Raw genomic sequence first — 25,501 nt, forward strand, 5'->3', positions numbered from 1 at the left:
AGAATGGACCGTGACCTCAGAGCAGACCGAGACCCCCGACCCGCGCACCGGCCCGCCGACCACGGGCGGTGAGCGCGAGACGCTGCGCGGCTTCCTCGACTACCACCGCGAGACCCTCGCCATGAAGTGCGACGGCCTCACCGACGACGAACTGCGCCGCTGCTCCATGCCGCCGTCCACCCTCAGCCTGCTCGGGCTCGTCCGGCACATGGCCGAGGTCGAACGCGCCTGGTTCCGCCGGATCATCGACGGCGAGGACATCCCTCTCGTCTGGTCCGCCACCGGCGACTTCCAGGAGGCGTACGACGCCTCCGGCTCCACCCGCGACGAAGCCTTCTCCGCCTGGCACGCCGAGGTCGCCCACTCCCGCCGCATCGAGGGCGCCGCCCCCACCCTCGACCTCGTCGTCCACAACTCCCGCCACGACGAGGACGTTTCGCTCCGCCTGGTCATGCAGCACGTCATCCTCGAATACGCCCGTCACAACGGCCACGCCGATCTGCTCCGCGAGGCCATCGACGGCGCCGTCGGCGCCTGACGGCGCCGTTCCGCGTGGGCGCGCTCACCCGCGACGCTCCCGCAGGTCACCGCCCGCCCCGGGCGGCGCGGTTCGGTTGTTCCCGGACCACCGGCCGGTGGTCGGTTGCTCGCGCAGTTCCTCGCGCCCCTGAAATGCCCCGCCTTGCGCAAGGCCAGCGACCCTCGTCCTCATCCGCGAGGACCCGCCCCCGTGACGGGGCGGACTGTCTTTTGTCCGGGCGGTGAGCCGGTCTTTTGAGGGGCGCGGGGAACTGCGCGACCAGCCACGGGGTTGGTGCGCCTTTGAGAACCGGCCCCAGTGGGGCAGATGCGGTTGTTTTCGGGCTGGCAGCCCGGCGGGGGTGGGTCGCGGCCCATGGCGGGGCACGTCGTGGGTGAGGGCGGCGGAGTTCACGGGGCCGCCCGCCGCGCCCCGGTGGTGCCGCCGCTTTCGGTGCGGCGGCACGGGAGTTGGGGCTACCGTCGAAGAGTGACCGGTGTGGAGATTGCGATCGGGTACGTGTGCGCGTGGCTGGTGGCCAAGGCGCGGCGGGTGGCGGGGCGGGCGGACGCGGAGGTGGACCGGGGTCTGGACGCCGGAATGGACCGGCTGCACACGCTGGTCTCCGGAGCGCTGGGGGAGGACCCGGCGCTGGAACGGGCGGCACGGGAGGCGGACGCCGGGGAGGTGTCCGCCAGGACGCGCCGTCGTCTGACCGACGCGCTGGACGAAGCGGTCGAGCAGGACGGGGAGTTGGCGGAGGCGCTGCGCCGCGTCGTTGACGAGGTACGGGCGTTGACGCCCGCCACGGCCTCGGCGGAAGGCGACGGCGTCGCCATCGGGGGGAACGTCGAGATCCGCGCGGACGGCGGCTCGGCCGCCGCCGTACGGATGGGTGACGTGACGATCGGAAACCCCCCGGCGCCGGACCCTCAGGTGCCGGGTCCGCCACAGGGCTGAGCGCACCCGGCGCTCCACCCGAAGAGCCCACGAGGACGCCAACGGCCGTCACGATAACGGCCGTTGACGGTTCCGTCGCGGCCCACACCGTCCACGGCGGACTCCACCAGCACCACCACCCGCCCCCGCGCCCGCCCGCCGCCTGGCCCGTACAGATCGGCGTCGTCCCGCGCGAGGCGGACTGCTTCCAGGACCGCGCGGCCGTCGGCGCCCTGGACGCGGCGCTCACCGACGCCGGTACGGCCGTGGTCGGCCAGGTCCTCACCGGCATGGGCGGCGTGGGCAAGACCCAACTCGCCGCGCGGCACGCCCGGGACGCGTGGCGGTCCGGCCGCCTCGACCTGCTGGTGTGGGTCACGGCGACCAGCCGCCAGGCGGTGGTGGACGGCCTCGCGGAGGCCGCGCAGACGCTGCTCGGGGCGGACCGCGAGGACCCCGAGCGCGCCGCCCGCGCCTTCCTGGCGTGGCTTGAGCCCAAACCCGCCCCGGACGCGCCGCGTTGGCTCGTCGTCCTGGACGACGTCACCGACCCCGCCGACCTCACCGGCCTGTGGCCGCCCGACAGCCCCACCGGCCGTACGGTCGTCACCACCCGCAGCCGCGACGCCGCCCTCACCGGCCGGGGCCGTAGACAGGTCACCGTCGGCGTCTTCACCGAAGAGGAGAGCGAGGGCTATCTGACCACCGCCCTCGCCGCCCACGACCGCGAGCCGCTGCGCGAACTCATGGCGCTCGGAAGCGCATTGGGCTGGCTGCCGCTCGCCATGTCCCAGGCCACGGCGTACGTCGTGGACGCCGGAATCACCTGCGCGACCTACCGCGCCCGCCTCGCCGACCGCGCCCAGCGCCTCGCCGACCTGCGCCCCACCGCCCTGCCCGACGACCAGACCACCGGCGTCGCCGCCGCCTGGACCCTGTCGCTCGACCGCGCCGACCACCACGCCCCGGTCGGCCTCGCCCGCCCCATGCTCCAACTCGCCTCGATGCTCGACCCCAACGGCATCCCCGAGGCCGTCCTCACCGGCGCCCCGGCGCTCAACTGGCTTGCCCGAGAAGCCCCTTCCCAGGACACGGTCTCCTCCGACGACGCCGTCCGCACCCTCCGCGTCCTCCACCGCCTCAGCCTCCTCGACCACAGCCCCCGTACCCCGCACCGCGCCGTCCGCGTCCACCGCCTCGTCCAGCGCGCGGTGCGCGACACCTTGACCGAGGCGGAACAGGACGCGCTGGCGCGGGTGGCCGCCGACGGGTTGGTGGAAGCCTGGCCCGAGGTCGAGCGGGACACCGAACTGGCGCAGTCGCTGCGGGCGAACACGGCCGCCGTGATCGGGGTCGCGGAGAAGGCGCTGTACGAGCCCGCGTCGCACGTCGTGCTGCACCGCTACGGCAGGTCGCTGGGAATGGCGGGCCAAGTCTCCGATGCCATCGCCTACTACGCGAACGTCGTACGCGTGTCGCACACGCTTTTGGGCCCCGCCCACCGGCACACCTTGTTCAACCGTGCCGTCCTCGCCAACTGGTACGGGCGGGCGGGGGACGCTGCGGGCACCGTCGCCGCATTGACGGACGTGCTCAACGACATGGAGCACCTGCTGGGACCCGGCCATCCGTACACGCACCTTGTCCGTCCCCTTCTCGCGCTGTGGCAACGCGCGGCAGGAGACGGTACGGCCGCCGCCGCGCTCGGGGAGTGGCTGGAGAGTCCGCATCTGAAGGTGAGCCCCGACGATCCGCTCACGTTCGCCGTCCGCAGCGACCTCGCTCACCAGGAAGGCGGCACAGGCGATCCGTCCTCAGCCGTCGCGACGTACGTCGCACTCCTGGCGGACGCCACGCGGGTGCTCGGCCCCGATCACGATCAGACGCTCGCCATCCGTGGGCACCTCGCCGAATGGCAGGGCAGAGCGGGTGCTCCGTCCGGTGCCGTGGCCGCGTACGAGGCGCTGTACGAGGACTACGCGCGGGTCCTCGGCCCCGAGCATCCGCACACCTTCCTCCTCCGTGCCAGGCTTGCCAACTGGCTCGGCGTGGACAGCAGCGCCGCCGCCGCTGTCACCACTCTCACGTCGGTGCTGGACGACATGGTCAAGGTGCTCGACCCCGAGCATCGCGACCTCCTTCTCGTACGCGAGCGGCTGGCCCACTGGCGAGCGAAGTCCGCCACTGACCGGACGCGTTGAAGCACCCGCTCCCGCCCCCTCTAGAACGTGCTGTGAAGTCCTTGTGAGGACCCCGCGATCCCCGCCCCGCACAAGGCGACAATTGGTGCTCCTGTGACTCCCGCCCCGGCGGCCGAGAAGGAATGAGCGCCGTGGAGCCGCTACAACCGGAGGACCTGGAGCAGATCGGGGGCCATCGGCTGCTGGCGCGACTGGGCGCGGGCGGAATGGGCGTGGTGTACCTGGGGCGTTCGCCGGGCGGGCGCGCGGTGGCGGTCAAGGTCGTCAAGGCCGGGTTCGCGCGGGACGCGCGCTATCGGGCGCGCTTTCGCAGGGAGGTGGCGGCGGCCCGTACGGTGACGGGGGCGTTCACCGCGCCGCTGCTGGACGCCGACGCGGACGCCGCCGTGCCGTGGCTGGTGACCGAGTACCTGCCGGGCCTGTCGCTGCGGGAGGCGGTCGGCGCGTACGGCGGTCTGCCGCCCGCCGCCGTACGCCTGTTGGCCGCCGCCCTGGCCGAGGCGCTGGTGGACATCCACCGCGCGGGCCTCGCGCACCGGGACCTCAAGCCGGAGAACATCATGCTCACGGCGGGCGGCCCCCGCGTGATCGACTTCGGGATCGCCCGCCCCGACGGCGCCACGTCGATCACCGCCCCCGGCGCGCTGCTCGGCACGCCGGGCTTCATGTCGCCCGAACAGGCGTCCGGCGGGCTCGCGGGCTCCGACAGCGACATCTTCGCGCTCGGCGCGGTGCTGGTGTTCGCGGCGACCGGGCGGGAGCCCTTCGGCGACGGCGACCGGGCGGCCACGCTGGAACGGGTACGGCGCGCGCGGACGGATCTCACCGGGGTGACGGATCGGGGGCTGCGGGCCCTCGTCGCGTCCTGCCTGCGCCGCGAGCCCGGCGAACGCCCCTGCGCCGCCGCCCTGTTGGAACGGCTCGGCGAGCCGGAGGCGTCCGTGCAGGGCACGCGGTGGCTGCCGCCGCCGATGGCCGAGGCGGTGGACCGGCGGATGACGGGAGCGGAGCCGCCGCCGTACGCCCCGACGCCGGGGCAGGTGCGGCCCGAAGGAGCGCCGGGACCGCAGGCCGTGGCGCCGGGCCAGACGACGGCCGACCCGACGGCCGACCCGCCCGCCGGTCCGCCGCCGCTGCCGCCCGGGCCCCCGAAGCCACCCGGCACCCTCCGCGACCCGAGCCGCCGCACACTGCTGCTGACGGTGGCCGCCGTCGCCGCCGTACCCGTCACGGCAGGGGTCGTACTGGCCGTGAGGGGCACCGGCTCGGGCCCGGGCCCCGGTCCGTCCGGCAAGGGCCGGGCGTCCGTCGGGCCGAAGCCGTCGAGCGGCCCGGCCTCGCCGCCGTCCCCCGCCGCGCCCCCGGAGGCCACCTCGCGGTGGAAGACCACGGTGCCCGCCAACGGGCAGGGCTACCCCGACATCTACGCCACCGGCGACGTCCTCCTCACGGCGAACGACACGGGCACCGCCGTGGCCCGCGCCCTCGACGCGCGCACCGGGAGGCAACTCTGGTCGCGACCCATTGACTTCGCCACCCAGGCATCCAAGATCACCGTCGGCGACGGCGCCGTGTTCGTGATCGATGAGCGCAAGAACGACACCTCCACGCTGCGCGCCCTCGACCCGGCGTCGGGAGCCACCCTGTGGACCTACCGGGTGCCGCTCATGAACTTCGTGTGGGGCGCGGCGGCCACCGGCTCGATGGTCTGCGTCACGGGCGGCGACGCGGTGACGGCGTTCGACGCCAAGAGCGGCAAGGTCATCTGGCGTACGACCGTGGAAGGGCAGTACGCCACGGCGGGCGCCGGGCTCGTCCTGGTCGAGAGCACCGCGCGGGGCACCAACGCGATCACCGCCCTGTCCGCGACCACCGGCCGCGTCCGCTGGACGCACAAGCTGGCGGACCAGCCGATGGACACCGTCATCGGCGGCGACGGCTTCGTGTTCACCCACGACGCGTACGGCAACCTGTTCGCTCTCCACTCCGCCACCGGCAAGGCCGCGTGGAACAAGACGGTGGACACGCGGAGTTCGTACCGCCGCACCGGCGGCGGCCTGCTCTTCGCCGACGACGTCGACGGCCACATCCGCGCGCTGCGGGCCAGTACGGGCGCGGAGGTCTGGTCGCGCCGCATGGGCCAGGACACGGCGAGTCCGTACGGCGAGTCGACGGCGATCGGCCTGTCGGGCGGCACGCTGTGGGTCGGCACGACCGACTCCGTCGTCTACGCCCTCGACGCCGCAGACGGCAGCGTCCTGTGGACCTACGGCGCCGACGCGATGAACGAACCCGGCGCCTCCGCCGATCCGGCGTGGGGAGCGCTGGCAGTCGGCGGGCTCGTCGTCCTGGGCACACGGGACGGCTACCTCGACGCGGTCAGCCCGCCGGACGGAAGCCGGAACGGAACGCCGGGCGGAAGCCGGAACGGAACGCCGGGCGCGACGTCAGGCGGCGTGGCACCGAGCGTCGCGCCGGGCGGAGCGCCGACCGTCACACCGGGCGGAGCGCCGAGCGTCACACCGGGCGGATCACCGAACGGAGCCCCGAATGCTGCGGCTTGAACCCGGCGACCCCGGTACGGTCGGCCCGTACCGGACCCTGGCGCGCATCGGCACGGGCGGCATGGCCACCGTCTACCTGGCCCGTTCCCGGGGCGGCCGGTCCGTCGCCGTCAAGGTCATGCACGCCGACCTCGCCCGCGAACTCCCGTACCGCGAACGGTTCCGACGTGAGATCGCCGCCAACTCCGCCGTGGGCGGCGTCCACAGCCCCTCCGTCCTCGGCGCGGACCCCGACGCCGCCACGCCCTGGATGGCCACCGAATTCCTGCCGTCGCTCTCCCTGCGCGACACCGTCGAGCGCTTCGGCCCGCTCCCGGCCGCCTCTGTCCGCCGCCTCGCCGCCGGTCTCGCCGAAGCCCTCGCCGACCTCCACCGCAACGGGGTCGCCCACCTCGACGTCAAGCCGGCGAACGTCCTGCTGACGGCCGACGGCCCCCGGCTGATCGACTTCGGCATCGCGACGACGGCCCCGCCCGCGCCGCCCGGGACGCCGCCCGGACCCGGCCACGTATCGGTCAACGCGTCCGGCCACGCGGGCTCTTGGGGCTTCATGTCCCCGGAGCAGGTCGCGGGCGCGGCCGGTCCGCCGAGCGACGTCTACTCGTTGGGCGCGACGCTGGCGTACGCGTACGGGAGCGCCGACGGCGGGGTCGAGGACGGCGGCGGTACGGACGCGCTGCGTGCCCTCGTCGCCGACTGCCGACGGCCCGACGCCGCCGCGCGCCCGACCGCCGCCGCGCTGGTCCAACGGCTCGCCCCGGCGCCGGACGAGAGCGCGGTCCCCGCCGTCCACTGGCTCCCGCCGCAGGTCGTCACGGCCATCGACGCGAACGCGAGCGCCGCCGACAACCCGCCCGGCCTCTCGCCGCCGTCAACCGGGCCGGGGCGGCGCCGCGTCCTGCTGGGCGGCGTGGCGGCGGCCGTCGTGGCCGTGGCCGGGGCCACGGCGGCGGTGCTGGCCACGCGCTCGGACGGCTCGTCGTCCGGTGAGGGACCGGGCGGTGACGGGAAGTCGCTTACGACGCCCACGCGTTCGCGCGCGGGCGCCACCCCCACGGCCACGGCGGCCCCCACGACCCCCACGCCCTCGGCGAAGCCGGTCTCCCTGGTCTTCGAGGTCACGGGGACCGGCACCCTGACGACGGTCTCGTACGCCGTCAACGGCAAGGTGACCAGGAGCAGGAAGCCGCAGAAGCTGCCCTGGCGCAGGACGGTCGAGGTGCCGGGGGTCGCGGGCTCCGTCGGCTGGGAGATCAGGCTCACCCTCGGCTCGGGCACGGCGCACTGCCGCATCCTGCTGGACGGCAGCGCGGTGTTCGACCAACGCGCTCCCACCAAAACGCCGTTCGGTCCGACGTATCCCACCGACATCGCGGGGGGCGGGTCCAGTTCCCTGCCGGGACCCCTCCCGGGGCTCGACGGTTAGCGTGTGCGCCCCCGGCCGAGGAGAAAGGCATTCACCATGGTGAGCAAAGTCAGCTTCCTGCCCAAGGACATCGGCAGCCTCAGCCGGGGAATTCCCGCCGCCGCGCCCGGCACGCTTTTCGTGCTCGGCCCGAGCGGCGGCATGAGTGTCGCCCCGGACGCGGACTTCGCCGTGATGTTCGGCCGCAACGAGCTGGACGTCCACGTCTGCGTCGGCACGGGCGACGCGTGCGTCAGCCGCCGCCAGGGGATCATCGCCTACGCGCACTCCCGCTGGACCCTCGGCAACACGGGCAAGCTGCCGATCCGCTTTCCCGGTTCACGTCTCGTACTCGGCGGTGACCAGGCCGAGTTGAGCACCGGCTACACCCCGCTCTTCATCGTCGCCCCGCGCCAGGAGCACCTGCTGGAGGTCCGGATCGCCTCCGCCGGCCCGCAGCCCGGCGCCGCCGTCCGGGGCTCGGCCTCCGTCGCCCACGAGCGCGAGACCAGCGACCGCGAGACCCGCGACCTCACCGACGAGGAGAAGCTGGTCCTCACCTGCCTCGCCCAGCGCTACCTCCGCAACGACCCCCAGCCCCAGCCCCTCACCTGGTCCCAGGTCGCCTACGAACTCACCGACCTCCACCCCGCCGACCCCTGGAGCGCCAAACGCGCGGCCCACGTCGTCGCCAAGCTCCGCCGCCGTCTCCACCGCGAGACCGACATCCGCGGCCTCCTCGAACACGAGGTGCCCCCGCCGGTCGGCAACGCGCTCAACCACAACCTCATCACCGACCTTCTGCTCACCACCACGATCACCAAGGCCGACCTGGACCTCCTGGGCGACTGACGACGGCGATTGAGAATGACGGCGATTGAGAATGACGGCGATTGAGGATGACGGCGATTGAGGATGACGGCGATTGAGGACGGCGACTGACGACGGCGAATAACGACGCCCGCCCGGTGAAGCGGCGTGGTCAGCCCGCCAGTTCGCCGAGGAGCGTCCAGGTGCGCAGGCGGTCCGCCTCGCCCGCGATGTCGGTGCCCGAGAACACCACCTCGGTCGCGCCGGCGTCCCGGTAGCGCCGTACCTCGGCCGCGACCGTCTCCTCGTCGCCGATGACCGCGACGTCGGAGGCGCGCCGGCCGCCGGAGAGTTCGATGGCGCGCGCGTAGGAGGGGATCTGCTCGTAGAAGGCCAGTTGCTCGGTGGCCTTCGCCCGGACCGCGTCGACGTCGTCCGTCACCACGCCGGACACCAGGGCCACGATCCGGGGCGCGGGGCGGCCCGCCGCCCGCGCCGCCGCGGTGACGGCCGGGACGATGTGCTCGCTCAGGGCGCGCGGCCCGGCCAGGTAGGGCAGGATGCCGTCGGCGAGTTCCCCGCTGACGCGCAGGGCCTGCGGCCCCATCGCGGCGACCAGCAGCGGAACACCGCCCTCGGCGCCCGGCACGCGCGCGGGGACCGGGGTGGCGGCGGTGAGCAGTTCGCCGTGGAAGTCGGCGGCGCCGGTCTGCGTCAACTGCCGCAGGGCGGTGAGGAATTCGCGCAGGCGGGCCACGGGCCGCTCGAAGGGGATGCCGAATCCGGCCTCGGTCAGCAGCTTGGTGCCGAGCGCGAGCCCGAGGTGGTAGCGGCCGTGCGTGGCCGCCTGGGCGGTCTGGGCCTGGCTGGAGACCAGCAGCGGGTGCCGCCCGAAGACCGGGATCGCGGAGGTGCCGACGTGGAGGCCGGGCACCTCACGTCCGACGATCGCGGCGAGCTGCGGCGAGTCGGCGCCGAAGGTCTGCCCGAACCAGGCCGAGCGCAGGCCGTGGGCCGCGGCCTCACGGGCGAGTTCTACGGTGGCGTCGACCTGGTTCGCCGCCTCGGACGCGTGGAGTGTCACTCCTACAGTCATGGTGGTGAGAACCCCGCGCTCCTGACCAGGTATTCCGCCGAGTGTGACGGCGTCGTGTCAGGTGTGTGAACCAGGGGCGGAAGGACACCGGGCCGGGTCGCGGTCGGCCGGCGTCCGGCCCCGCCTGCCCGCCCGCGGCGCGCGTCCGCACCGGCCGACCGGCTCACTTGTGGCGAACCGGTGCCGGGCGCGCGCCCGGCTGTGACACGATCCGGTGAGACCGTGTTCTGGTGGGCGCGGGAACGGACGCCGGGGGGTGGCGGTAGTGCGGTTGAGTATTGCGGCGGTGGACGAGGACGGGGCCGCTGAGCTGCGGGAGCTGTCCGAGTGGCTGCGCACCGACGAGGACGGTCCCGACGAGGTCCGGCTGGCGACGCGGACCGGCGGTAAGGCCGGGGAGATGGGCCCCGTCGAGGTCATCGACCTCGTGCTCACGCACGCCGTGGCCCTCGCCAACCTCGCCGTGGTGTACGCCGGTTGGTGGAAGTCGCGGGCGCCGCGCCCGCCGGGATCGGGCTTCACCTTCACCCGTGAATCCGACGGGCTGACCGTGACCGTGTCGGGGCAGGACGGTTCCGAAGAGGCCGTACGCCGCCTGCTGGCCGTCCTCGCGGAGCCGCAGCAGCCGCCCGCGGGGCCGCCCGAGGTGGAGTAGGGCCGTGGAACTCGCCGACCCGCTCCGCTCGTACGCCGTCCTCATCGGCTCCTCGACCTTCGCCGACCCGGGCCTCGACGACCTGCCGGCCGTCGCGAACAACCTCGCCCGCTTAGGGGAGTTGCTCGAAGACCCCACCGTCTGGGGCCTGCCGCCCGACCGCTGCGTACGGGTCCCGGAACCCGCGTCGCCGGGCGAGGTGCTGGACGCGGTCCACGACGCTGCCCGCAGGACCGAGGACACGCTGCTCGTGTACTACGCGGGCCACGGCCTCAGCGACGCCGACGGCCTGCTGCTGACGCTGCCGTCCACCGACCCCCAACGCCCCTACACCTCGGTCGGTTTCGACTCCGTGCGCCGCGAAGTCCTCACCGCCCGACGGGACGCGAACCGCATCGTGATCCTCGACTGCTGCTACAGCGGCGGCGCGCTCGTCGGCGGCATGAGCGGCGGCGGCGCGGCGAACGCGCCGGTCGAGATGGCCGAGCAGACCCGTATCGCCGGGTCGTACCTCCTCACCGCGAGCGCCGCCACCCGCAAGGCGCTCGCCCCGCCCGGCGAGACCTACACCGCTTTCACCGGCGAGCTGATCCGCCTCCTCGACCAGGGCCTGCCCGGCGGCGACTCCCTGATCGAGGTCACCAGCGTCTACGAGCGGCTGCGCGGCGAACTCCTCGCCAAGGGACGGCCGTTGCCGCAGCAGCGGCTGAGCAACACCGGCCGCACGCTGGCCATCGCCCGCAACCGGTACGGGGCGGCGCACGCGGCGCCGCCGCCGTCCGAGACGCTGCCGGGCCCGAAGCCCGCCCCGCCCGCCCTCACGATCCCGGACGACCTGAAGGAGGCGCTGCGAGGAAAGCCCCGCGCCCTCGCGAGGGAGTACGTGCGGTTGGGGCAGACCGAAGGCGGACGCGCGCACGCCCGGGAACTGCTGCGCCTCGCGGGCGCGTTGCGGCCCCCGCAGGAGGTCGCGGCGCTCGTCGCCCTTCTGAACGGGGACAGTTGGGGCATCCCCTTCCAGGAAGTCGCCGCGCGCGGCCCGCAGGCGGTCGTGGAGTGCCTGGAGGCGCTGTACGCCGTGGACGGCGCGGAAGAGGCCCCGCACGGGCTGATCGAGGTGGTGACCACCCAGATCCCCGAAATCGTCGTGGGCACGGTGCGGGCGCTGCGTGCCGCCGGATACCCGGCCGAGGCGGACCGGCTGCTGTCTAGGACGGTCGCGGAGAACGCGTACACCGAGTACGTCCTCGGCCTGCTCGGCGCCCTGTGGTCCGCGGAGTTGGACGCCGACGCCGACCGCGTCCTGGCCGAGGCCACCACCGAGTCGGGCGAGGAGGCCGTACGGTTCGCGGACGCGCTGCTGACGATGGGCCGTCGGCAGAAGGCGTTCGAGCTGTACGTGCGGGCCGCGGCGGTCGTCGTCCGAAGGTCGCCGGGCGACCTCATCCGTGTCCTCAAGGCCTTGGACGAGGAGCGGGACGAGGAGCGGGAGGAGGAGCGGACCGGGGGCCGGCCGCCCGAGACGGCGGACGCGCGGATCGTCCTGCTCCAGGGATTCGCGACCACCCTGCTCGACACCGCCGTCGCGGAGGCCGAAACACCCGCCGGGCTGGCCGAGTTGTGCGAGGCGCTGTGGAGCGCGGGCATGGAGGGCCGCGCGCTGATCGCGCTCGCGGCAGCCGCCGAGTCGTACGACGCCCCTGCCGTCGTGGAGCTGGCCGACGCCCTCCGTGAGAGCGGCCACGCGGACGGCGTACGCCACCTGATGCGCGCCGCCGCTTTCACGCATCCCGTCGAGACGACCCCCTACTTCGTGGAGGCGCTGCGCGACATGGGCTGGCCGGTGGACGCCAACCGGCTGCTCGCCACCGCCCTGACCCGCTCGCCCGAGGAGATCGCGGCGCTGCTCGCGTCGTTCGGGCCGGGCCGGGAGCGGGACCGCGCTCAACTGGTCACGGCCGTCAACAGCCGCCCGGTCGCCGACCGGCTCCGGCTCCTCAGCGGTCTGCTGGCAGCGCCGGGCGACTACGAGGACTTCCTCGCCTCGGTCGCGCTCCTGCCGGACGAGGACTTCCTGGAGGTCCTGGAGGCGCTGCGCGCCGCCGACGACCCGACCGCCCTGGTCACGCTGTTCCGTTTCCAGATCCGCGCCGACCCGATGGGAGCCGCGAGGCGGCTGCTCTTCCTCATCGACAACGCGGAGGCGTTCGGCGTCGAGAGGGCGGTGCTGGCCGCGCTCGCCGCCAAGGAGCGGGACGGCGACAGCGAGCTGTCGGTCGCCGAGGTGAGCCGTCTGGTCGGTCCGACCGCCGCCCTCGAAGCGCGCGTCTACGCCACCGCCGCGCTGTGGGCCGCCGGATACGGCGAGCAGGTCCGCACCGCCCTGTCCCGCCAGCACTACGTGGCGACAGGCACCTACCTGGTGAGGTGGCTCGTCGCCCTGCACGACCACTCCCTGCCGGAGTGCGTCAACGCGGTCATCGCCAGCCGCTCCCTCACCGAGAGCAGCCCGCCCATCCTGGCCGACCTCGTCGCCGGTCTCGCCGAGGCGGACATGAAGGACGCCGCCACCTTCGCCCTCAAGCGGTACGCCTTCGCTCTCGGCCCCCAACAGGTCAGCGCCCTCGCCCGCCGTCTCGCCCTCATGCCCGCCCTCCCGGCCCCGTCCCGCCGATGACCGTCGCTGTCAGTGGGCCCGTATAACCTCGGGCGCATGCCCGTTGAACGGCGCCGACGCGCGCGGACGTATGAGCCCGACCGGACGTGGGGGGCGCTCACCGCGCAGGCGGGGCATCTCCGGTCGGCCGTGAGCGCCCTGACGGGGGAGCGGCTCCAGCGGGAGAGCGGGCTGCCCGGCTGGGACGTACGGACGCTCGTCGCGCATGTCGTACGGCAGACCGTGGTGCTGCCGCGTTACGTGGCCGAAGCCGTGCCCGCCGGGAAAGGGCAGCTGACCGACCTGGACACCTGGGCCGTCTCGACGGCCGGGATCGCCGACCGGCTGGACGCCACGACCAAGGAGGCCGCCGCGGCCATGGGGGACCCGGCCGAGGCGATGGCGGCGGCGGCCGAGGAACTGGCCGGGTGCAGGGAGCGGGCGCTGCGGACGGATCTGGTGGTGCCGGACGTGTTCGGCGGGATGCGGGCGCTGGACTTCACCGTGACGCGGCTCGTGGAGCTGGTGGTGCACAGCGACGACCTGGCGCGGGCGACCGGCGTGGACGTGCCGCTGGACCGGCACGCCGTCGCGGCCGTCGTCCGGCTGCTCGCGGACGCGCTCGCCGTCAAGGCGCCGGGCAACTCGGTGGAGGTCCGCGTCCCGCCGTACGCGGCGGTGCAGTGCGTCGAGGGCCCGCGGCACACCCGGGGCACGCCGCCGAACGTCGTGGAGACCGATCCGCTGACCTGGATCCGGCTGGCGACCGGCCGTACGACCTGGGCGCGGGAAGTGGACGCCGCGACCGTGAGCGCCAGCGGCGAGCGCGCCGACCTGGACGCGTACCTCCCCGTCCTGGGCTGACCTCCCCACCGGACGACGACCCGGCCCCCGGGACCGGCGGCACCCGGAGCCGACCCGGCCCCCGGAACTGGCGGCGCCCGGAGCTGCCCCGCCCGGACCGGTGGCACCCGAACGGCGGGGCCCACGTCACATGCCCTTGCCCCGCAAGGCACTACGCGCATAGAACCTGGAGATGCAAGGGTCGCCCGTTCGGACGATGGGCAATCCTGCCCTAGACTCGTGAACGTGCCTCGTGGTGATGGACGACTCAGCCACGACCTGCTCCCCGGTGAGAAGGGCCCCCAGGACGCCTGCGGCGTTTTCGGTGTCTGGGCCCCCGGTGAAGAGGTCGCCAAACTCACCTATTTCGGGCTGTATGCCCTGCAGCACCGCGGTCAGGAGTCCGCGGGCATCGCAGTGAGCAACGGCTCCCAGATTCTGGTCTTCAAGGACATGGGCCTGGTCTCCCAGGTCTTCGACGAGACCTCTCTCGGCTCGCTGACCGGCCACATCGCCGTCGGCCACGCCCGCTACTCGACCACCGGCGCCTCCGTGTGGGAGAACGCGCAGCCCACCTTCCGCGCCACCGCCCAGGGCTCCATCGCCCTCGGGCACAACGGCAATCTGGTCAACACGGCCGAGCTGGCCGAACTGGTCGCCTCCCTCCCGCAGGGCCCGGGGCGGGCCACCAAGGTCGCCGCCACCAACGACACCGACCTGGTCACCGCGCTGCTCGCGGGCCAGGTCGACGACGAGGGCAACCCGCTCTCCGTCGAGCAGGCCGCCACGAAGGTGCTGCCGCAGGTCAAGGGCGCCTTCAGCCTCGTCTTCATGGACGAGCACACCCTGTACGCGGCCCGCGACCTCCAGGGCATCCGCCCGCTGGTCCTCGGCCGGCTGGAGCGCGGCTGGGTCGTCGCCTCCGAGACCGCCGCCCTCGACATCTGCGGCGCCAGCTTCGTCCGGGAGATCGAGCCCGGCGAGCTGATCGCCATCGACGAGAACGGCCTGCGCACCTCCCGCTTCGCCGAGGCCGCCCCCAAGGGCTGCGTCTTCGAGTACGTCTACCTCGCCCGCCCCGACACCGACATCGCCGGGCGCAACGTCTACCTCTCCCGCGTCGAGATGGGCCGCCGTCTCGCCAAGGAGGCCCCGGTCGACGCCGACCTGGTGATACCGACTCCGGAGTCCGGCACCCCGGCCGCCGTCGGGTACGCCGAGGCCAGCGGTATCCCGTACGGCTCCGGGCTGGTCAAGAACAGCTACGTCGGCCGTACGTTCATCCAGCCGTCGCAGACCATCAGGCAGCTCGGCATCCGGCTCAAGCTCAATCCGCTCAAGGAAGTCATCCGCGGCAAGCGCCTGGTGGTCGTGGACGACTCGATCGTCCGCGGCAACACCCAGCGCGCCCTGGTCCGGATGCTCCGCGAGGCGGGCGCCGCCGAGGTGCACGTACGGATCTCGTCGCCGCCCGTGAAGTGGCCCTGCTTCTTCGGCATCGACTTCGCCACCCGCGCGGAACTGATCGCCAACGGCATGACCGTGGACGAGATCGGCACCTCGCTGGGCGCGGACTCGCTCGCGTACATCTCCATCGACGCCATGGTCGAGGCGACCACCATCCCCAAGGACAACCTCTGCCGCGCCTGCTTCGACGGCGTGTACCCGATGGACCTGCCCGACCCGGAACTGCTGGGCAAGCAGTTGCTGGAGACCGAACTGGCCGGTGGCGCGGACGCCGCGGACGCGCTCCGCCGCCCGTAGGCTCCGCGGCAGCCACGCAGCCCTCCGCACGAACGACACGAAGGTTCCCCAGCTATGTCTGAGTCAACCGGCGCCGCCTCCACCGGCGCTGACTTCTCCGGTGCCAGCTACGCCTCCGCGGGCGTCGACATCGAGGCCGGCGACCGTGCCGTCCACCTGATGAAGGAGTGGGTCCGCAAGGCCACCCGCCCCGAGGTGGTCGGCGGGCTCGGCGGCTTCGCCGGACTCTTCGACGCCTCCGCGCTCAAGCGGTACGAGCGCCCGCTGCTCGCCTCCGCGACCGACGGCGTCGGCACCAAGGTGGACATCGCCCGCCGTATGGGCGTCTACGACACGATCGGCCACGACCTGGTCGGCATGGTCGTGGACGACCTCGTGGTGTGCGGCGCGGAACCGCTGTTCATGACCGACTACATCTGCGTCGGCAAGGTCTACCCCGAGCGGGTCGCGGCCATCGTCAAGGGCATCGCCGAGGGCTGTGTGCTCGCGGGCTGCGCGCTGGTCGGCGGCGAGACCGCCGAGCACCCGGGGCTGCTGGCCGCGGACGACTTCGACGTGGCGGGCGCGGGCACCGGAGTGGTCGAGGCCGACCAGGTGCTGGGCGCGGACCTGATCCGGCCCGGTGACGCGGTCGTCGCCATCGAGTCGTCGGGCCTGCACTCCAACGGCTACAGCCTGGTCCGGCACGTGCTGTTCGACCGGGCGGGCTGGTCGCTGGACCGGCAGGTGCCGGAGTTCGGCCGCACGCTCGGCGAGGAGCTGCTGGAGCCGACGAAGATCTACTCGCTGGACTGCCTGGCGCTGACCCGTACCACCGAGGTGCACGCCTTCTCGCACATCACCGGCGGCGGGCTCGCCAACAACCTGGCGCGGGTCGTCCCCGACCACCTGCGGGCCACCGTCGACCGCTCCACCTGGGAGCCCGCGCCGGTCTTCGGACTGGTCGGGGAGCTGGGCGGGGTCGAGCGCCTGGAGCTGGAGAAGACGCTGAACATGGGCGTCGGCATGATCGCCGTCCTGCCGCAGGAGTCCGTGGACGTCGCGCTCGCGACCCTCGCCGACCGGGGTGTCGGGGCCTGGGTGAGCGGCGAGATCACGGCACGCGAAAGCGGCACGGCGGCCGTCGAACTGACCGGCGACTACGCGCGGTAGAGCGGTGCGGTCCTCAGCGCCGACGAGCCGACGACGAAACCCGGTCCGGGGCGGGACCCCGGACCGGGCCGACGTGACATGCGGTGATGTGCGTCTACGTGACAGGTGTCAAGCGTGACGGCGCTGGGGGGATGACTCGGACTCGTCGTCCTCGTCCCCGTCGTTGTTGTAGCGATCCGCGTACTGTGCGTACGGGTCGTCATCCTCGTCGTCATCGTCCTCGACAGGCTCCGGATTGACCGGAAGCGGTGACGATGCGCCCAGCTCGTCGGCCAGACGTGAGAGATCCGTGCCGCCGCTGTTGTACTTCAGCTGGCGGGCGACCTTCGTCTGCTTGGCCTTGGCCCGGCCGCGCCCCATGGCTCGACCCCCTTAACGGCGGGGCTCAGCGGCCCCGAGTCTTGACACGCGTTCATGATTCGGAGCGGCCTCCCCGGAGAGAGACCGGTCCGTAGGCCCACAACGGTACCTGCTTCCGACGCCGCACGGTACGTCGCCCGCACGACACGCGTCGGAACAGGGGTCGTTCACGGCCCTGTTCTGCCTGGTCAGGGCCGATTTTACCTTCTTCTAGCGCGAACTTGCTATCGGGCCGTGCTGTCGGTCACGCGGACCCCTCCGGACGCAGCCATTCCGAAGCCGGTGTACGGTCCGCGATCCGCTGTTCCGCGAGCCTGTCCGCGGCCACGGCCGGGGGGACGCCGTCGGTCCTGGCCCGGTCGAAAATGGCCAGAGTCGTGTCGTAGATCTTCGTGGCCTTGGTCTTCGCGCGGTCAAAATCAAAACCGTGCAGCTCGTCCGCGACCTGGATCACGCCACCGGCGTTCACCACGTAGTCCGGCGCGTAGAGGATGCCGCGGTCGGCGAGGTCCTTCTCGACGCCGGGGTGGGCGAGCTGGTTGTTGGCCGCGCCGCAGACCACCGTGGCGGTCAGCGCGGCGACCGTCGCGTCGTCCAGGGCGCCGCCGAGCGCGCAGGGCGCGTACACGTCGAGCGGGGTGCGCACCAGCACCTGCGCGTCGCTCACCGAGGTGACCCGCGGGTGACGGGCGACGATCCGGTCGACGGCGTCCGCGCGGACATCGGTGATCACGACCTCGGCGCCGTCCTCCAGCAGGTGCTCCACCAGGTGGTGGCCGACCTTGCCGACGCCGGCCACGCCGACCCGGCGGCCGCGCAGGGTCGGCTCGCCCCACTGGGTCTTCGCGGCGGCGCGCATGCCCTGGAAGACGCCGAAGGCGGTGAGCACGGAGGAGTCGCCGGCGCCGCCGTTCTCCGGCGAGCGGCCGGTCGTCCAGCGGTTCTCGCGGGCCACGACGTCCATGTCCGCGACATAGGTGCCGACGTCGCACGCGGTGACGTACCGGCCGCCGAGCGAGGCCACGAACCGGCCGTAGGCGAGCAGCAGTTCCTCGGTCTTGAGCGTGTCGGGGTCGCCGATGACGACGGCCTTGCCGCCGCCGTGGTCGAGCCCGGCGAGCGCGTTCTTGTACGACATGCCGCGGGAGAGGTTGAGCGCGTCCTCGACGGCCTCCTCGTCGGAGGCGTAGGCGTGGAAGCGGGTGCCGCCGAGGGCCGGGCCCAGGGCGGTCGAGTGGAGCGCGATGACGGCCTTGAGGCCGGTTGCGCGGTCCTGGCACAGGACGACCTGCTCGTGCCCGCCCTGTTCCGATCGGAACAGTTTGGCGAGGACGGTCGACGCGGTGGAGCCGGTCGACTCGACTGACGAAGAGCGGTCGGTCTGTCGTACGTCGGTCACGGTGGTGACTCCCATAGTCCAGTTTTTCCGGGCGAACCCGGTTGGCCTTGCTGGCCTCCGGCTCCCCGTGCGGGTGGCGGGAGGCCGGATATGCAGAAGGGTAGGCCCTGGGCGGGCGATCATGGGACCGCGTACATGTGTGGGTTTCCGGTGATCCCGCGACGGTTTTTCACAGTGGCCGGGATCACCTCCGGGGCGGGGGGTCGCGTGGGACGATCGGAGCATCAAGGCCGTGACGAGGGAGCGGGTGTGGGCGGTTCACCGGTACTGGTCCCGTACGCGGCCTATTTGCGGGTCTACGAGCCCCTGGCGGCCTTTCCAGAGCCCGAACGCACCCACTGGTACCGGTATGCGTCGGCCGGGCTGACGCGTACCGCTCAGGACGAGCTACGGCAGTCCCTGGCCGACCTCCTGCCGGTGCCCCCGGTGGCCGTCCCGGTGCACGAGAGCGGCGACGCCTTCGTGGCCGTGGTCTCCGGCGTCACCCACATCTGCCCCTGGCGCACCCGGCTGCGCGGCTGGCTCGCCCTGGAGAACGTGGGGGAGTTGCTGCCCGAGCCGGTGCTGGACGCGATGCTGCCGCCGGTCGTACGCCGGCAGGCCGCCGCCGACCACGAGAGCTGGCGGGAGCGGAATCCGGACGCCCGGCCGTGGATCCGCTCGGCCACCTGGCACGTGCCGGTGCGCTGGTTCGCCCTCGTCGGGGACGACGAGCGGGAGTACGAGCCGTCGGGCGCGGGGGAGTCGAAGGAGCCGCTGCTGCGGTACCGCACGCCCATGGTCCAGGCCAGGCGGCGGGTCGCGCGGGCGCTGCGGGTGCTCAAGGACGCCCTGGACGAGGGCCCGTTGATCGACGGGCTGATCGATGTGGGGCGCTGGCTCGAGGAGTTCCACCCGCGCTCGCTGGTCGAGCTGGACTACGGCGGCCTGGTGCACGTGATGGGCCAGGACACGCTCGCGGAGGACCGCTCGGCGGCCGATGTGGCCGAGGGACTCGCCGCGCTGCGGGCCGGGGACTCGGCGGCGGCCGGGGTGGCGTACGAGCGGCTGACCGACCGGTGGCGGGCGGTCAGGGAGCTTCAGTTCTCCAGTTGAGGGCAGGCGGGACGTGACGCGGGTCACGGTCGGGGCTCCGGCGGAAATGTGCGCCGAAGCTCTGGCCCTGGCATCGACTCCGCGTTCGACGCATGGGCCGATGTGACCTTCGGCGCAGGGTTCGCGGGTCCTCTGTTGTCTCGTTGTGTCTCTTCCGCCTCTCAGCTTGCCTTTTGGCATCGAGAGCGGCGGTAATGGCCCAAGCGTGACGGAGAGCACGTAAGCGGACTCTTGCCTGCATCACCATGTCTCGTGTCAAAATGGGACATCGGGTCCTCCTCGGACTCGTTTCGAAGGTGGGGATGGGGCAGATGATCAGGTTGTGACTGATCGTCACGTTGGTGTGACTGTCCGCTATGGCATGGTCCATCGGCTTCCGCCGAGCTTGAACACCTGAGAGGGCAATTCCATCGGTTTGGCCGACGAGGCTGGACGGATGGTGTAGTTGTAGTGCCGAGGACAAGCCGTTCGTCCTATTACCGACTCGGCCCGCGTCTGCCATTTCGGGCAACGTGGGTCAAGGTGCAGAATTTAGAGGAAAGAACCGCGTTGGTTCGGTTCTCTCGAGGAGGCCGCTCATGACCGCTCGCACCCCTGATGCCGAGCCGTTGCTAACCCCTGCTGAGGTCGCCACCATGTTCCGCGTCGACCCGAAGACGGTCACGCGCTGGGCAAAGGCCGGCAAGCTCACATCCATCCGCACGCTCGGCGGGCACCGCCGCTACCGCGAGGCGGAGGTCCGCGCGCTGTTGGCGGGCATTCCGCAGCAGCGCAGCGAGGCCTGACAGCCCTTTTGGGCGGCTAACGGGGCCCCCACCCCATACGTCGCCCGGCCCGAAGGCCACCTGCCCCCATCAGGGACGCCGGAGGGAGCTACGAGCTCTACCAGCTCCACCCAGCTTCACCAAGACCGCATCGGACTCCGCCGGGTCCGATGCGGTCTTTTTCGTGCCCGCGGCGGCCCGGGGCGGCGCCGGGGCGGCGCGGGGTCATGTGGGGCCGCGCGGGCGGTTTGTGGGCGTTCCGTGCGCGCCGGGGGCGTGGTCTGTGGGGTCCTGGGGGCGGTTGCGTGCTAGCGCCGGAGTCGTCCCCAGGGAGGTGCAATTGCACATATTAAATCGAGAGCCTTCCGGAGGGCGTCGAGTTCCCCACTCCCGAAACGGGTTTCCGTGACTCCCGTCACACGCCGGGCTCTTGTGGATCTTGATCCCCGTGCGCTAATGAACTCCCCGCGGCGCGGGGGGAGTAGGCCGAGAGCGCTCTCCGCGCCGACGCCGGTGCCCCGCCCGCGGCGGTACGAGGAGGCCGTAGCGGGCGCGGTCTGCGGGGGACAGCGAAAGGGCCCGCACCTTGAGGAGGCACGGGCCTTGCGACGTACTGTGGTGCGGTCTGCGGGGACAGCGAAAAGACCCGCACCTGAGGAGGTGCGGGCCTAGTGGCAGACGGTACGGCGGTCCTGACGGGATTTGAACCCGCGGCCTCCACCTTGACAGGGTGGCGAGCACTCCAAACTGCTCCACAGGACCTGGTGTCACAGCCTGTTGGGCTCGGCTGCGAGACAGACTGTACAGCAGGTCAGGGGGTGGGGTCGAACTCGTTGCCGGGGGGCGGCCGGGCGGTGCGGGGCGGGTCAGGCCCAGGCGTCGTCGAGGGCCTTGAAGACGCGTTTGTCGGAGACCGGGAACGCCGTGCCCAGCGCGTGCGCGAAGTAGCTGACGCGCAGCTCCTCGATCATCCAGCGGATGTCCCGCACCGCGGCCGGCACCGGCCGTCCGGCCGGCTGGGCGGCCAGCAGCTCGCCGTACTCGGCCTGGATCTCCCGGACCTTCTCCATCCGCGTGGTGTCCCGCTGGACCCCCGTCGGCATCTGCTGGAGGCGGCGGTCGACGCCGACCAGATACCGCATCAGGTCGGGCAGCCGCTTGAGCCCCGCCTCGGTCACGAAACCGGCGTGCACCAGGCCCGCGAGCTGCTCCCGTACGTCCTGGAGGTTGGCGACCAGCGCGAGGCTCGTGGTGTCCTTCAGGCGCCGCTCGCAGGACTGCCAGGCGGCCAGCACCTGCTGGACCCGCTGGACGCTGCGCGAGGTCAGCTCGACCAGATCGGCGCGGACCGCGTCGTACAGCTTGCGGAAGGACTCCTCGTCCCACGCGGGCCCGCCGTGGTCGGCGATCAGCCGGTCGGCGGCGGCGGTCGCGCAGTCCTCGAAGAGCGCCTGCACGCTGCCGTGCGGATTGCGCGAGAGCGCCAGCTTCTGCTGGTTGGACAGCTTGTCCGCGGCGAACTTCGCCGGATTCACCGGCACGTTGAGCAGGATCAGCCGCCGTGTGCCCCGCCACATCGCCGCTGCCTGCTCCGGCTCGGTGTCGAAGAGCCGTACGGCCACGGTGGCGCCCTCGTCGACGAGCGCCGGGAACGCCTTGACGGGCTGGCCCGCGCGCCGCGCCTCGAAGGTGCGCGGCAGCGCGCCGATCGTCCAGTCGGTGAGCCCGGTGCGCTGCTGGACCGAGGCCAGCGCGGGGTCGGAGGCCGACTCGAAGGCCCTGGTGATCGCCTCCCGCGTCTTCGGCTTCAGCCGCAGCCGCAGCGCGTCCAGGTCCTTGTCCTCGGCGAGCTTGCGGCGCCGCTCGTCCACCACCCGGAAGGTGATCTTCAGATGCTCGGGCACCTTGCCGAGGTCGAAGTCCTCCCCGGTGACCGGCACCCCGACCATCTTCTGCAACTCCCGCGCGAGCACGGACGGCAGGGGGTCGGGCCCGGCGACCGCGCGCTCCAGGAACTTCTTGGCGTAGTTCGGCGCGGGGACGTAATGCCGGCGGATCGCCTTGGGCAGCGAGCGGATCAGCTCGGTGACGACCTCCTCGCGCAGGCCCGGGATCTGCCAGTCGAAGCCGTCGGCCGAGACCTGGTTGAGGACCTGGAGCGGGATGTGGACGGTGACGCCGTCGGCGTCGGCGCCCGGTTCGAACTGGTACGTGACGCGGAATTTGAGCGCGCCCTGCCGCCAGGAGTCCGGGTAGTCGTCCTTGGTGACGGCCTCCGCGTTCTCGTTGATCAGCATGGAGTGCTCGAAGTTCAGCAACTCCGGCTCTTCGCGCCGCTTCTGCTTCCACCAGGAGTCGAAGTGGGCGCCGGAGACGACGTCCTCCGGCAGCCGCGCGTCGTAGAAGTCGAAGAGCGTCTCGTCGTCCACGAGGATGTCGCGGCGCCGGGCGCGGTGCTCCAACTCCTCGACCTCGCCGAGGAGTTTGCGGTTGTCGTGGAAGAACTGGTGGTGGGTGCGCCAGTCGCCCTCGACCAGCGCGTTGCGGATGAACAGCTCGCGGGAGACCTCGGGGTCGATCCGGCCGTAGGTGACCTTGCGCTGGGCGACCAGCGGGACGCCGTAGAGGGTGACGCGCTCGTACGCCATCACGGCCGCCTGGTCCTTCTCCCAGTGCGGCTCGCTGTAGGTGCGCTTGACCAGGTGCTGGGCCAGCGGCTCCACCCACTCCGGCTCGATCCGCGCGTTGACCCGCGCCCACAGCCGGGAGGTCTCCACCAGCTCGGCCGACATGATCCAGCGCGGCGGCTTCTTGAACAGCGCCGAGCCGGGGAAGACGGCGAATTTCGCGCTGCGGGCGCCCAAGTACTCGTTCTTGTCGGTGTCCTTGAGCCCCAGGTGCGACAACAGCCCCGCCAGCAACGACTGGTGGACCCGTACCGGATCGGCCGCGTCGTCCTCGGACCTGGGCTCGGTGACCGTGATGCCCAGGGACTTGGCGACCGTACGGAGCTGGCTGTAGATGTCCTGCCACTCGCGGATGCGCAGGTAGTTCAGGAACTCCGAGCGGCACATGCGGCGGAAGGCCGACGAGGACAGGTCCTTCTGCCGGTCGCGGACGTAGCCCCACAGGTTGAGGAAGGACAGGAAGTCGCTGGTCTCGTCGCGGAAGCGGGCATGCTGCTGGTCGGCCTGCGTCTGCTTGTCCGCGGGGCGTTCGCGCGGGTCCTGGATGGACAGCGCCGCCGCGATCACCATGACCTCGCGCGCGCACCCGTTGCGGTCGGCCTCCAGCACCATACGGGCGAGCCGCGGGTCCACCGGGAGCTGCGAGAGCTTGCGGCCCAGCGGGGTCAGCCGCTTGCGCGGGTCCTTCTCCTTGGGGTCCAACGCGCCCAGCTCTTCGAGGAGTTGGACACCGTCCTTGATGTTCCGGCTGTCCGGCGGGTCGATGAAGGGGAAGCGCGCGATGTCGCCGAGCCCGGCCGCCGTCATCTGGAGGATGACCGAGGCCAGGTTGGTGCGCAGGATCTCGGCGTCGGTGAACTCCGGCCGGGACAGGAAGTCGTCCTCGTCGTACAGCCGGATGCAGACGCCGTCCGACGTACGGCCGCAGCGGCCCTTGCGCTGGTTGGCGCTGGCCTGGCTGATCCGCTCGATCGGCAGCCGCTGCACCTTGGTGCGGTGGCTGTAGCGGGAGATCCGGGCGGTGCCGGGGTCGATCACGTACCGGATGCCGGGGACGGTCAGCGACGTCTCGGCGACGTTCGTGGCCAGCACGACGCGGCGCCCGCTGTGCTGCTGGAACACGCGGTGCTGCTCGGCCGACGACAGCCGCGCGTACAGCGGCAGCACCTCGGTCGAGCGCAGGTTCTTCTTGGTCAGCGCGTCCGCGGTGTCGCGGATCTCGCGCTCGCCGGAAAGGAAGACCAGGATGTCGCCCGGCCCCTCGGCCTGGAGTTCGTCGACCGCGTCGCAGATCGCGGTGATCTGGTCGCGGTCGTCGGCTGCCTCGTCACCGTCCGCGCCCTCGTCGGCCAGCGGCCGGTAGCGGACCTCCACCGGATACGTCCGGCCGCTGACCTCGACCACCGGCGCGTCCCCGAAGTGCCGGGAGAAGCGCTGCGGGTCGATCGTCGCCGAGGTGATGATCACCTTCAGGTCCGGTCGGCGCGGCAGGAGTTGGGCCAGGTAGCCGAGGATGAAGTCGATGTTGAGGCTGCGCTCGTGCGCCTCGTCGATGATGATCGTGTCGTACGCGCGCAGCTCGCGGTCGGTCTGGATCTCGGCGAGCATGATGCCGTCGGTCATCAGCTTGACCAGCGTGGAGTCGCCGACCTGGTCGGTGAAGCGGACCTTCCAGCCGACCGCCTCCCCGAGCGGTGTCGCCAGCTCCTCCGCCACGCGCTCGGCGACGGTACGGGCCGCGATCCGGCGCGGCTGGGTGTGGCCGATCAGGCCGCGCACCCCGCGGCCCAGCTCCAGGCAGATCTTCGGGATCTGCGTCGTCTTGCCCGAGCCGGTCTCGCCCGCGACGATCACCACCTGGTGGTCGCGGATCGCCGCCAGGATGTCGTCCTTCTTCTGGCTGACCGGCAGCGCCTCGGGATAGCTGATCCTCGGCACGGCGGCGCGGCGGGCCGACAGCCGCGCCTCGCCCTTGTCCATCTCGGCGGCGATCTCGGCCAGCACCGCGGCCCGCGCCTCCGGCTTGCGGATACGGCGGGCGCCGTCGAGTCGGCGGCCGAGCCGCTGCTCGTCGCGCAAAGTCAGCGACGGCAGCCGTTCGGCGAGATCAGCGGAGGTGGGTTGGGTAGACATACGCGGTCCAGGATCGCATCTGCGGCGGGCGCGCGGCGAACGCATTTCCCCGCGGCGGTACGCACGGTGACGGTGGGGCGCATGGCGCACGGGAACGACATAGGCCCCGTCCGGAGACGGGGCCTATGTCGTGCGGTGGCTGGGGCCGGGGTCGAACCGGCGACCTACCGCTTTTCAGGCGGTCGCTCGTACCAACTGAGCTACCCAGCCGCAGCGGTCCTGACGGGATTTGAACCCGCGGCCTCCACCTTGACAGGGTGGCGAGCACTCCAAACTGCTCCACAGGACCAAGCTTGTGCGGGATAATTCTCGCACAGGATCTCGGGTGCTCCGTACCGCTTGTCCGCCGCTGATCCGGGACCAGAAAGTGACCGCAGGATCACGCTGGGACAGGGGCACGTCGCTGGATCAGCGTAGCAGACCCCCGAGGTGGTCCTTTTCGGTGAGCGGGCGGAGCG

General features: G+C 72.3%; 17 protein-coding genes and 3 tRNA genes. 13 read left to right on the forward strand and 7 right to left on the reverse strand.

What is annotated here, in order from left to right:
• Positions 1-10 precede the first annotated feature (10 nt).
• From ABZX65_RS08075 to ABZX65_RS08100, 6 genes are all read left to right on the forward strand, one after another.
• The gene (locus tag ABZX65_RS08075) at positions 11-538 is read left to right on the forward strand and encodes a DinB family protein (RefSeq protein WP_355336143.1); all 528 of its coding nucleotides are present in this window, start codon (positions 11-13) and stop codon (positions 536-538) included.
• Positions 539-1,018: 480 nt separating this feature from the next.
• Positions 1,019-1,480, forward strand: a complete 462-nt coding sequence (locus ABZX65_RS08080; protein ID WP_355336145.1) for a hypothetical protein — start codon at positions 1,019-1,021, stop codon at positions 1,478-1,480.
• A gap of 245 nt (positions 1,481-1,725) precedes the next feature.
• Positions 1,726-3,660: a tetratricopeptide repeat protein gene (locus tag ABZX65_RS08085; RefSeq protein WP_355336147.1), complete on the forward strand. Its 1,935-nt coding sequence runs from the start codon at positions 1,726-1,728 to the stop codon at positions 3,658-3,660.
• A gap of 131 nt (positions 3,661-3,791) precedes the next feature.
• Positions 3,792-6,224: a PQQ-binding-like beta-propeller repeat protein gene (locus ABZX65_RS08090; RefSeq protein ID WP_355336149.1), complete on the forward strand. Its 2,433-nt coding sequence runs from the start codon at positions 3,792-3,794 to the stop codon at positions 6,222-6,224.
• Entirely contained in the window at positions 6,211-7,650 is a 1,440-nt protein-coding gene (locus tag ABZX65_RS08095; protein WP_355336151.1) for a serine/threonine-protein kinase, read from the forward strand. The genes ABZX65_RS08090 and ABZX65_RS08095 overlap by 14 nt, the downstream gene beginning before the upstream one ends.
• Before the next feature lie 36 nt (positions 7,651-7,686).
• A complete protein-coding gene (locus tag ABZX65_RS08100) occupies positions 7,687-8,481 on the forward strand; it encodes a hypothetical protein (protein WP_355336152.1) in 795 nt (264 codons plus the stop codon).
• A 130-nt stretch (positions 8,482-8,611) separates the two neighbouring features.
• Here the strand turns inward: ABZX65_RS08100 and ABZX65_RS08105 are convergent, their stop codons facing one another.
• A complete protein-coding gene (locus tag ABZX65_RS08105; protein ID WP_355336430.1) occupies positions 8,612-9,568 on the reverse strand; it encodes a TIGR03564 family F420-dependent LLM class oxidoreductase in 957 nt (318 codons plus the stop codon).
• Between the two features lie 253 nt (positions 9,569-9,821).
• On the opposite strand from ABZX65_RS08105, the gene ABZX65_RS08110 reads away from it, so the two are divergent.
• The 5 genes from ABZX65_RS08110 to purM all read left to right on the forward strand — a co-directional run bounded on the left by ABZX65_RS08110 (position 9,822) and on the right by purM (position 16,605).
• A complete protein-coding gene (locus tag ABZX65_RS08110; protein ID WP_355336154.1) occupies positions 9,822-10,190 on the forward strand; it encodes a hypothetical protein in 369 nt (122 codons plus the stop codon).
• Positions 10,191-10,194: 4 nt separating this feature from the next.
• A complete protein-coding gene (locus ABZX65_RS08115; RefSeq protein WP_355336156.1) occupies positions 10,195-12,867 on the forward strand; it encodes a caspase family protein in 2,673 nt (890 codons plus the stop codon).
• Between the two features lie 36 nt (positions 12,868-12,903).
• The gene (locus ABZX65_RS08120) at positions 12,904-13,710 is read left to right on the forward strand and encodes a sterol carrier family protein (protein WP_355336158.1); all 807 of its coding nucleotides are present in this window, start codon (positions 12,904-12,906) and stop codon (positions 13,708-13,710) included.
• A gap of 225 nt (positions 13,711-13,935) precedes the next feature.
• Positions 13,936-15,453, forward strand: a complete 1,518-nt coding sequence (gene purF, locus ABZX65_RS08125; RefSeq protein WP_355336160.1) for an amidophosphoribosyltransferase — start codon at positions 13,936-13,938, stop codon at positions 15,451-15,453.
• 54 nt (positions 15,454-15,507) lie between these two features.
• A complete protein-coding gene (gene purM, locus ABZX65_RS08130) occupies positions 15,508-16,605 on the forward strand; it encodes a phosphoribosylformylglycinamidine cyclo-ligase (RefSeq protein WP_355336161.1) in 1,098 nt (365 codons plus the stop codon).
• Between the two features lie 108 nt (positions 16,606-16,713).
• On the opposite strand, the gene ABZX65_RS08135 is transcribed toward purM, so the two are convergent.
• Both ABZX65_RS08135 and ABZX65_RS08140 read right to left on the reverse strand, forming a co-directional pair.
• Positions 16,714-16,965: a DUF3073 domain-containing protein gene (locus ABZX65_RS08135; RefSeq protein ID WP_355336163.1), complete on the reverse strand. Its 252-nt coding sequence runs from the start codon at positions 16,963-16,965 to the stop codon at positions 16,714-16,716.
• Positions 16,966-17,209: 244 nt separating this feature from the next.
• The gene (locus tag ABZX65_RS08140; RefSeq protein WP_355336165.1) at positions 17,210-18,379 is read right to left on the reverse strand and encodes a Glu/Leu/Phe/Val dehydrogenase dimerization domain-containing protein; all 1,170 of its coding nucleotides are present in this window, start codon (positions 18,377-18,379) and stop codon (positions 17,210-17,212) included.
• Positions 18,380-18,613: 234 nt separating this feature from the next.
• On the opposite strand from ABZX65_RS08140, the gene ABZX65_RS08145 reads away from it, so the two are divergent.
• Together ABZX65_RS08145 and bldC are read left to right on the forward strand one after the other, a co-directional pair.
• On the forward strand, positions 18,614-19,459 hold the full coding sequence (locus ABZX65_RS08145; protein WP_355336167.1) for a hypothetical protein: 846 nt from the start codon (positions 18,614-18,616) through the stop codon (positions 19,457-19,459).
• A gap of 578 nt (positions 19,460-20,037) precedes the next feature.
• The gene (gene bldC, locus ABZX65_RS08150) at positions 20,038-20,244 is read left to right on the forward strand and encodes a developmental transcriptional regulator BldC (protein ID WP_003949541.1); all 207 of its coding nucleotides are present in this window, start codon (positions 20,038-20,040) and stop codon (positions 20,242-20,244) included.
• A gap of 666 nt (positions 20,245-20,910) precedes the next feature.
• Here bldC and ABZX65_RS08155 read toward each other — a convergent pair.
• The 4 genes from ABZX65_RS08155 to ABZX65_RS08170 all read right to left on the reverse strand — a co-directional run bounded on the left by ABZX65_RS08155 (position 20,911) and on the right by ABZX65_RS08170 (position 25,332).
• Positions 20,911-20,985: transfer RNA gene (locus ABZX65_RS08155), tRNA-Asp, on the reverse strand.
• Positions 20,986-21,089: 104 nt separating this feature from the next.
• Positions 21,090-25,043, reverse strand: coding sequence for an ATP-dependent RNA helicase HrpA (gene hrpA, locus ABZX65_RS08160; RefSeq protein ID WP_355336169.1), 3,954 nt, complete (start codon positions 25,041-25,043; stop codon positions 21,090-21,092).
• 136 nt (positions 25,044-25,179) lie between these two features.
• A tRNA-Phe gene (locus ABZX65_RS08165) sits at positions 25,180-25,253 on the reverse strand.
• A 4-nt stretch (positions 25,254-25,257) separates the two neighbouring features.
• Positions 25,258-25,332 (reverse strand) — tRNA-Asp (locus ABZX65_RS08170).
• Between the last annotated feature and the right edge of the window lie 169 nt (positions 25,333-25,501).

Source organism: Streptomyces sp. NPDC003300 (assembly GCF_040610915.1).
Classification (GTDB): Bacteria; Actinomycetota; Actinomycetes; order Streptomycetales; family Streptomycetaceae; genus Actinacidiphila.

Excerpts from the sequence above, each read along its gene's own strand:
- ABZX65_RS08095 (WP_355336151.1), top strand. The coding sequence starts at position 6,211 with ATGCTGCGGCTTGAACCCGGCGACCCCGGTACGGTCGGCCCGTACCGG.
- ABZX65_RS08100 (WP_355336152.1), top strand. The coding sequence starts at position 7,687 with ATGGTGAGCAAAGTCAGCTTCCTGCCCAAGGACATCGGCAGCCTCAGC.
- ABZX65_RS08120 (WP_355336158.1), top strand. The coding sequence starts at position 12,904 with ATGCCCGTTGAACGGCGCCGACGCGCGCGGACGTATGAGCCCGACCGG.
- purM (WP_355336161.1), top strand. The coding sequence starts at position 15,508 with ATGTCTGAGTCAACCGGCGCCGCCTCCACCGGCGCTGACTTCTCCGGT.
- ABZX65_RS08135 (WP_355336163.1), bottom strand. The coding sequence starts at position 16,965 with ATGGGGCGCGGCCGGGCCAAGGCCAAGCAGACGAAGGTCGCCCGCCAG.
- ABZX65_RS08140 (WP_355336165.1), bottom strand. The coding sequence starts at position 18,379 with ATGGGAGTCACCACCGTGACCGACGTACGACAGACCGACCGCTCTTCG.
- bldC (WP_003949541.1), top strand. The coding sequence starts at position 20,038 with ATGACCGCTCGCACCCCTGATGCCGAGCCGTTGCTAACCCCTGCTGAG.
- hrpA (WP_355336169.1), bottom strand. The coding sequence starts at position 25,043 with ATGTCTACCCAACCCACCTCCGCTGATCTCGCCGAACGGCTGCCGTCG.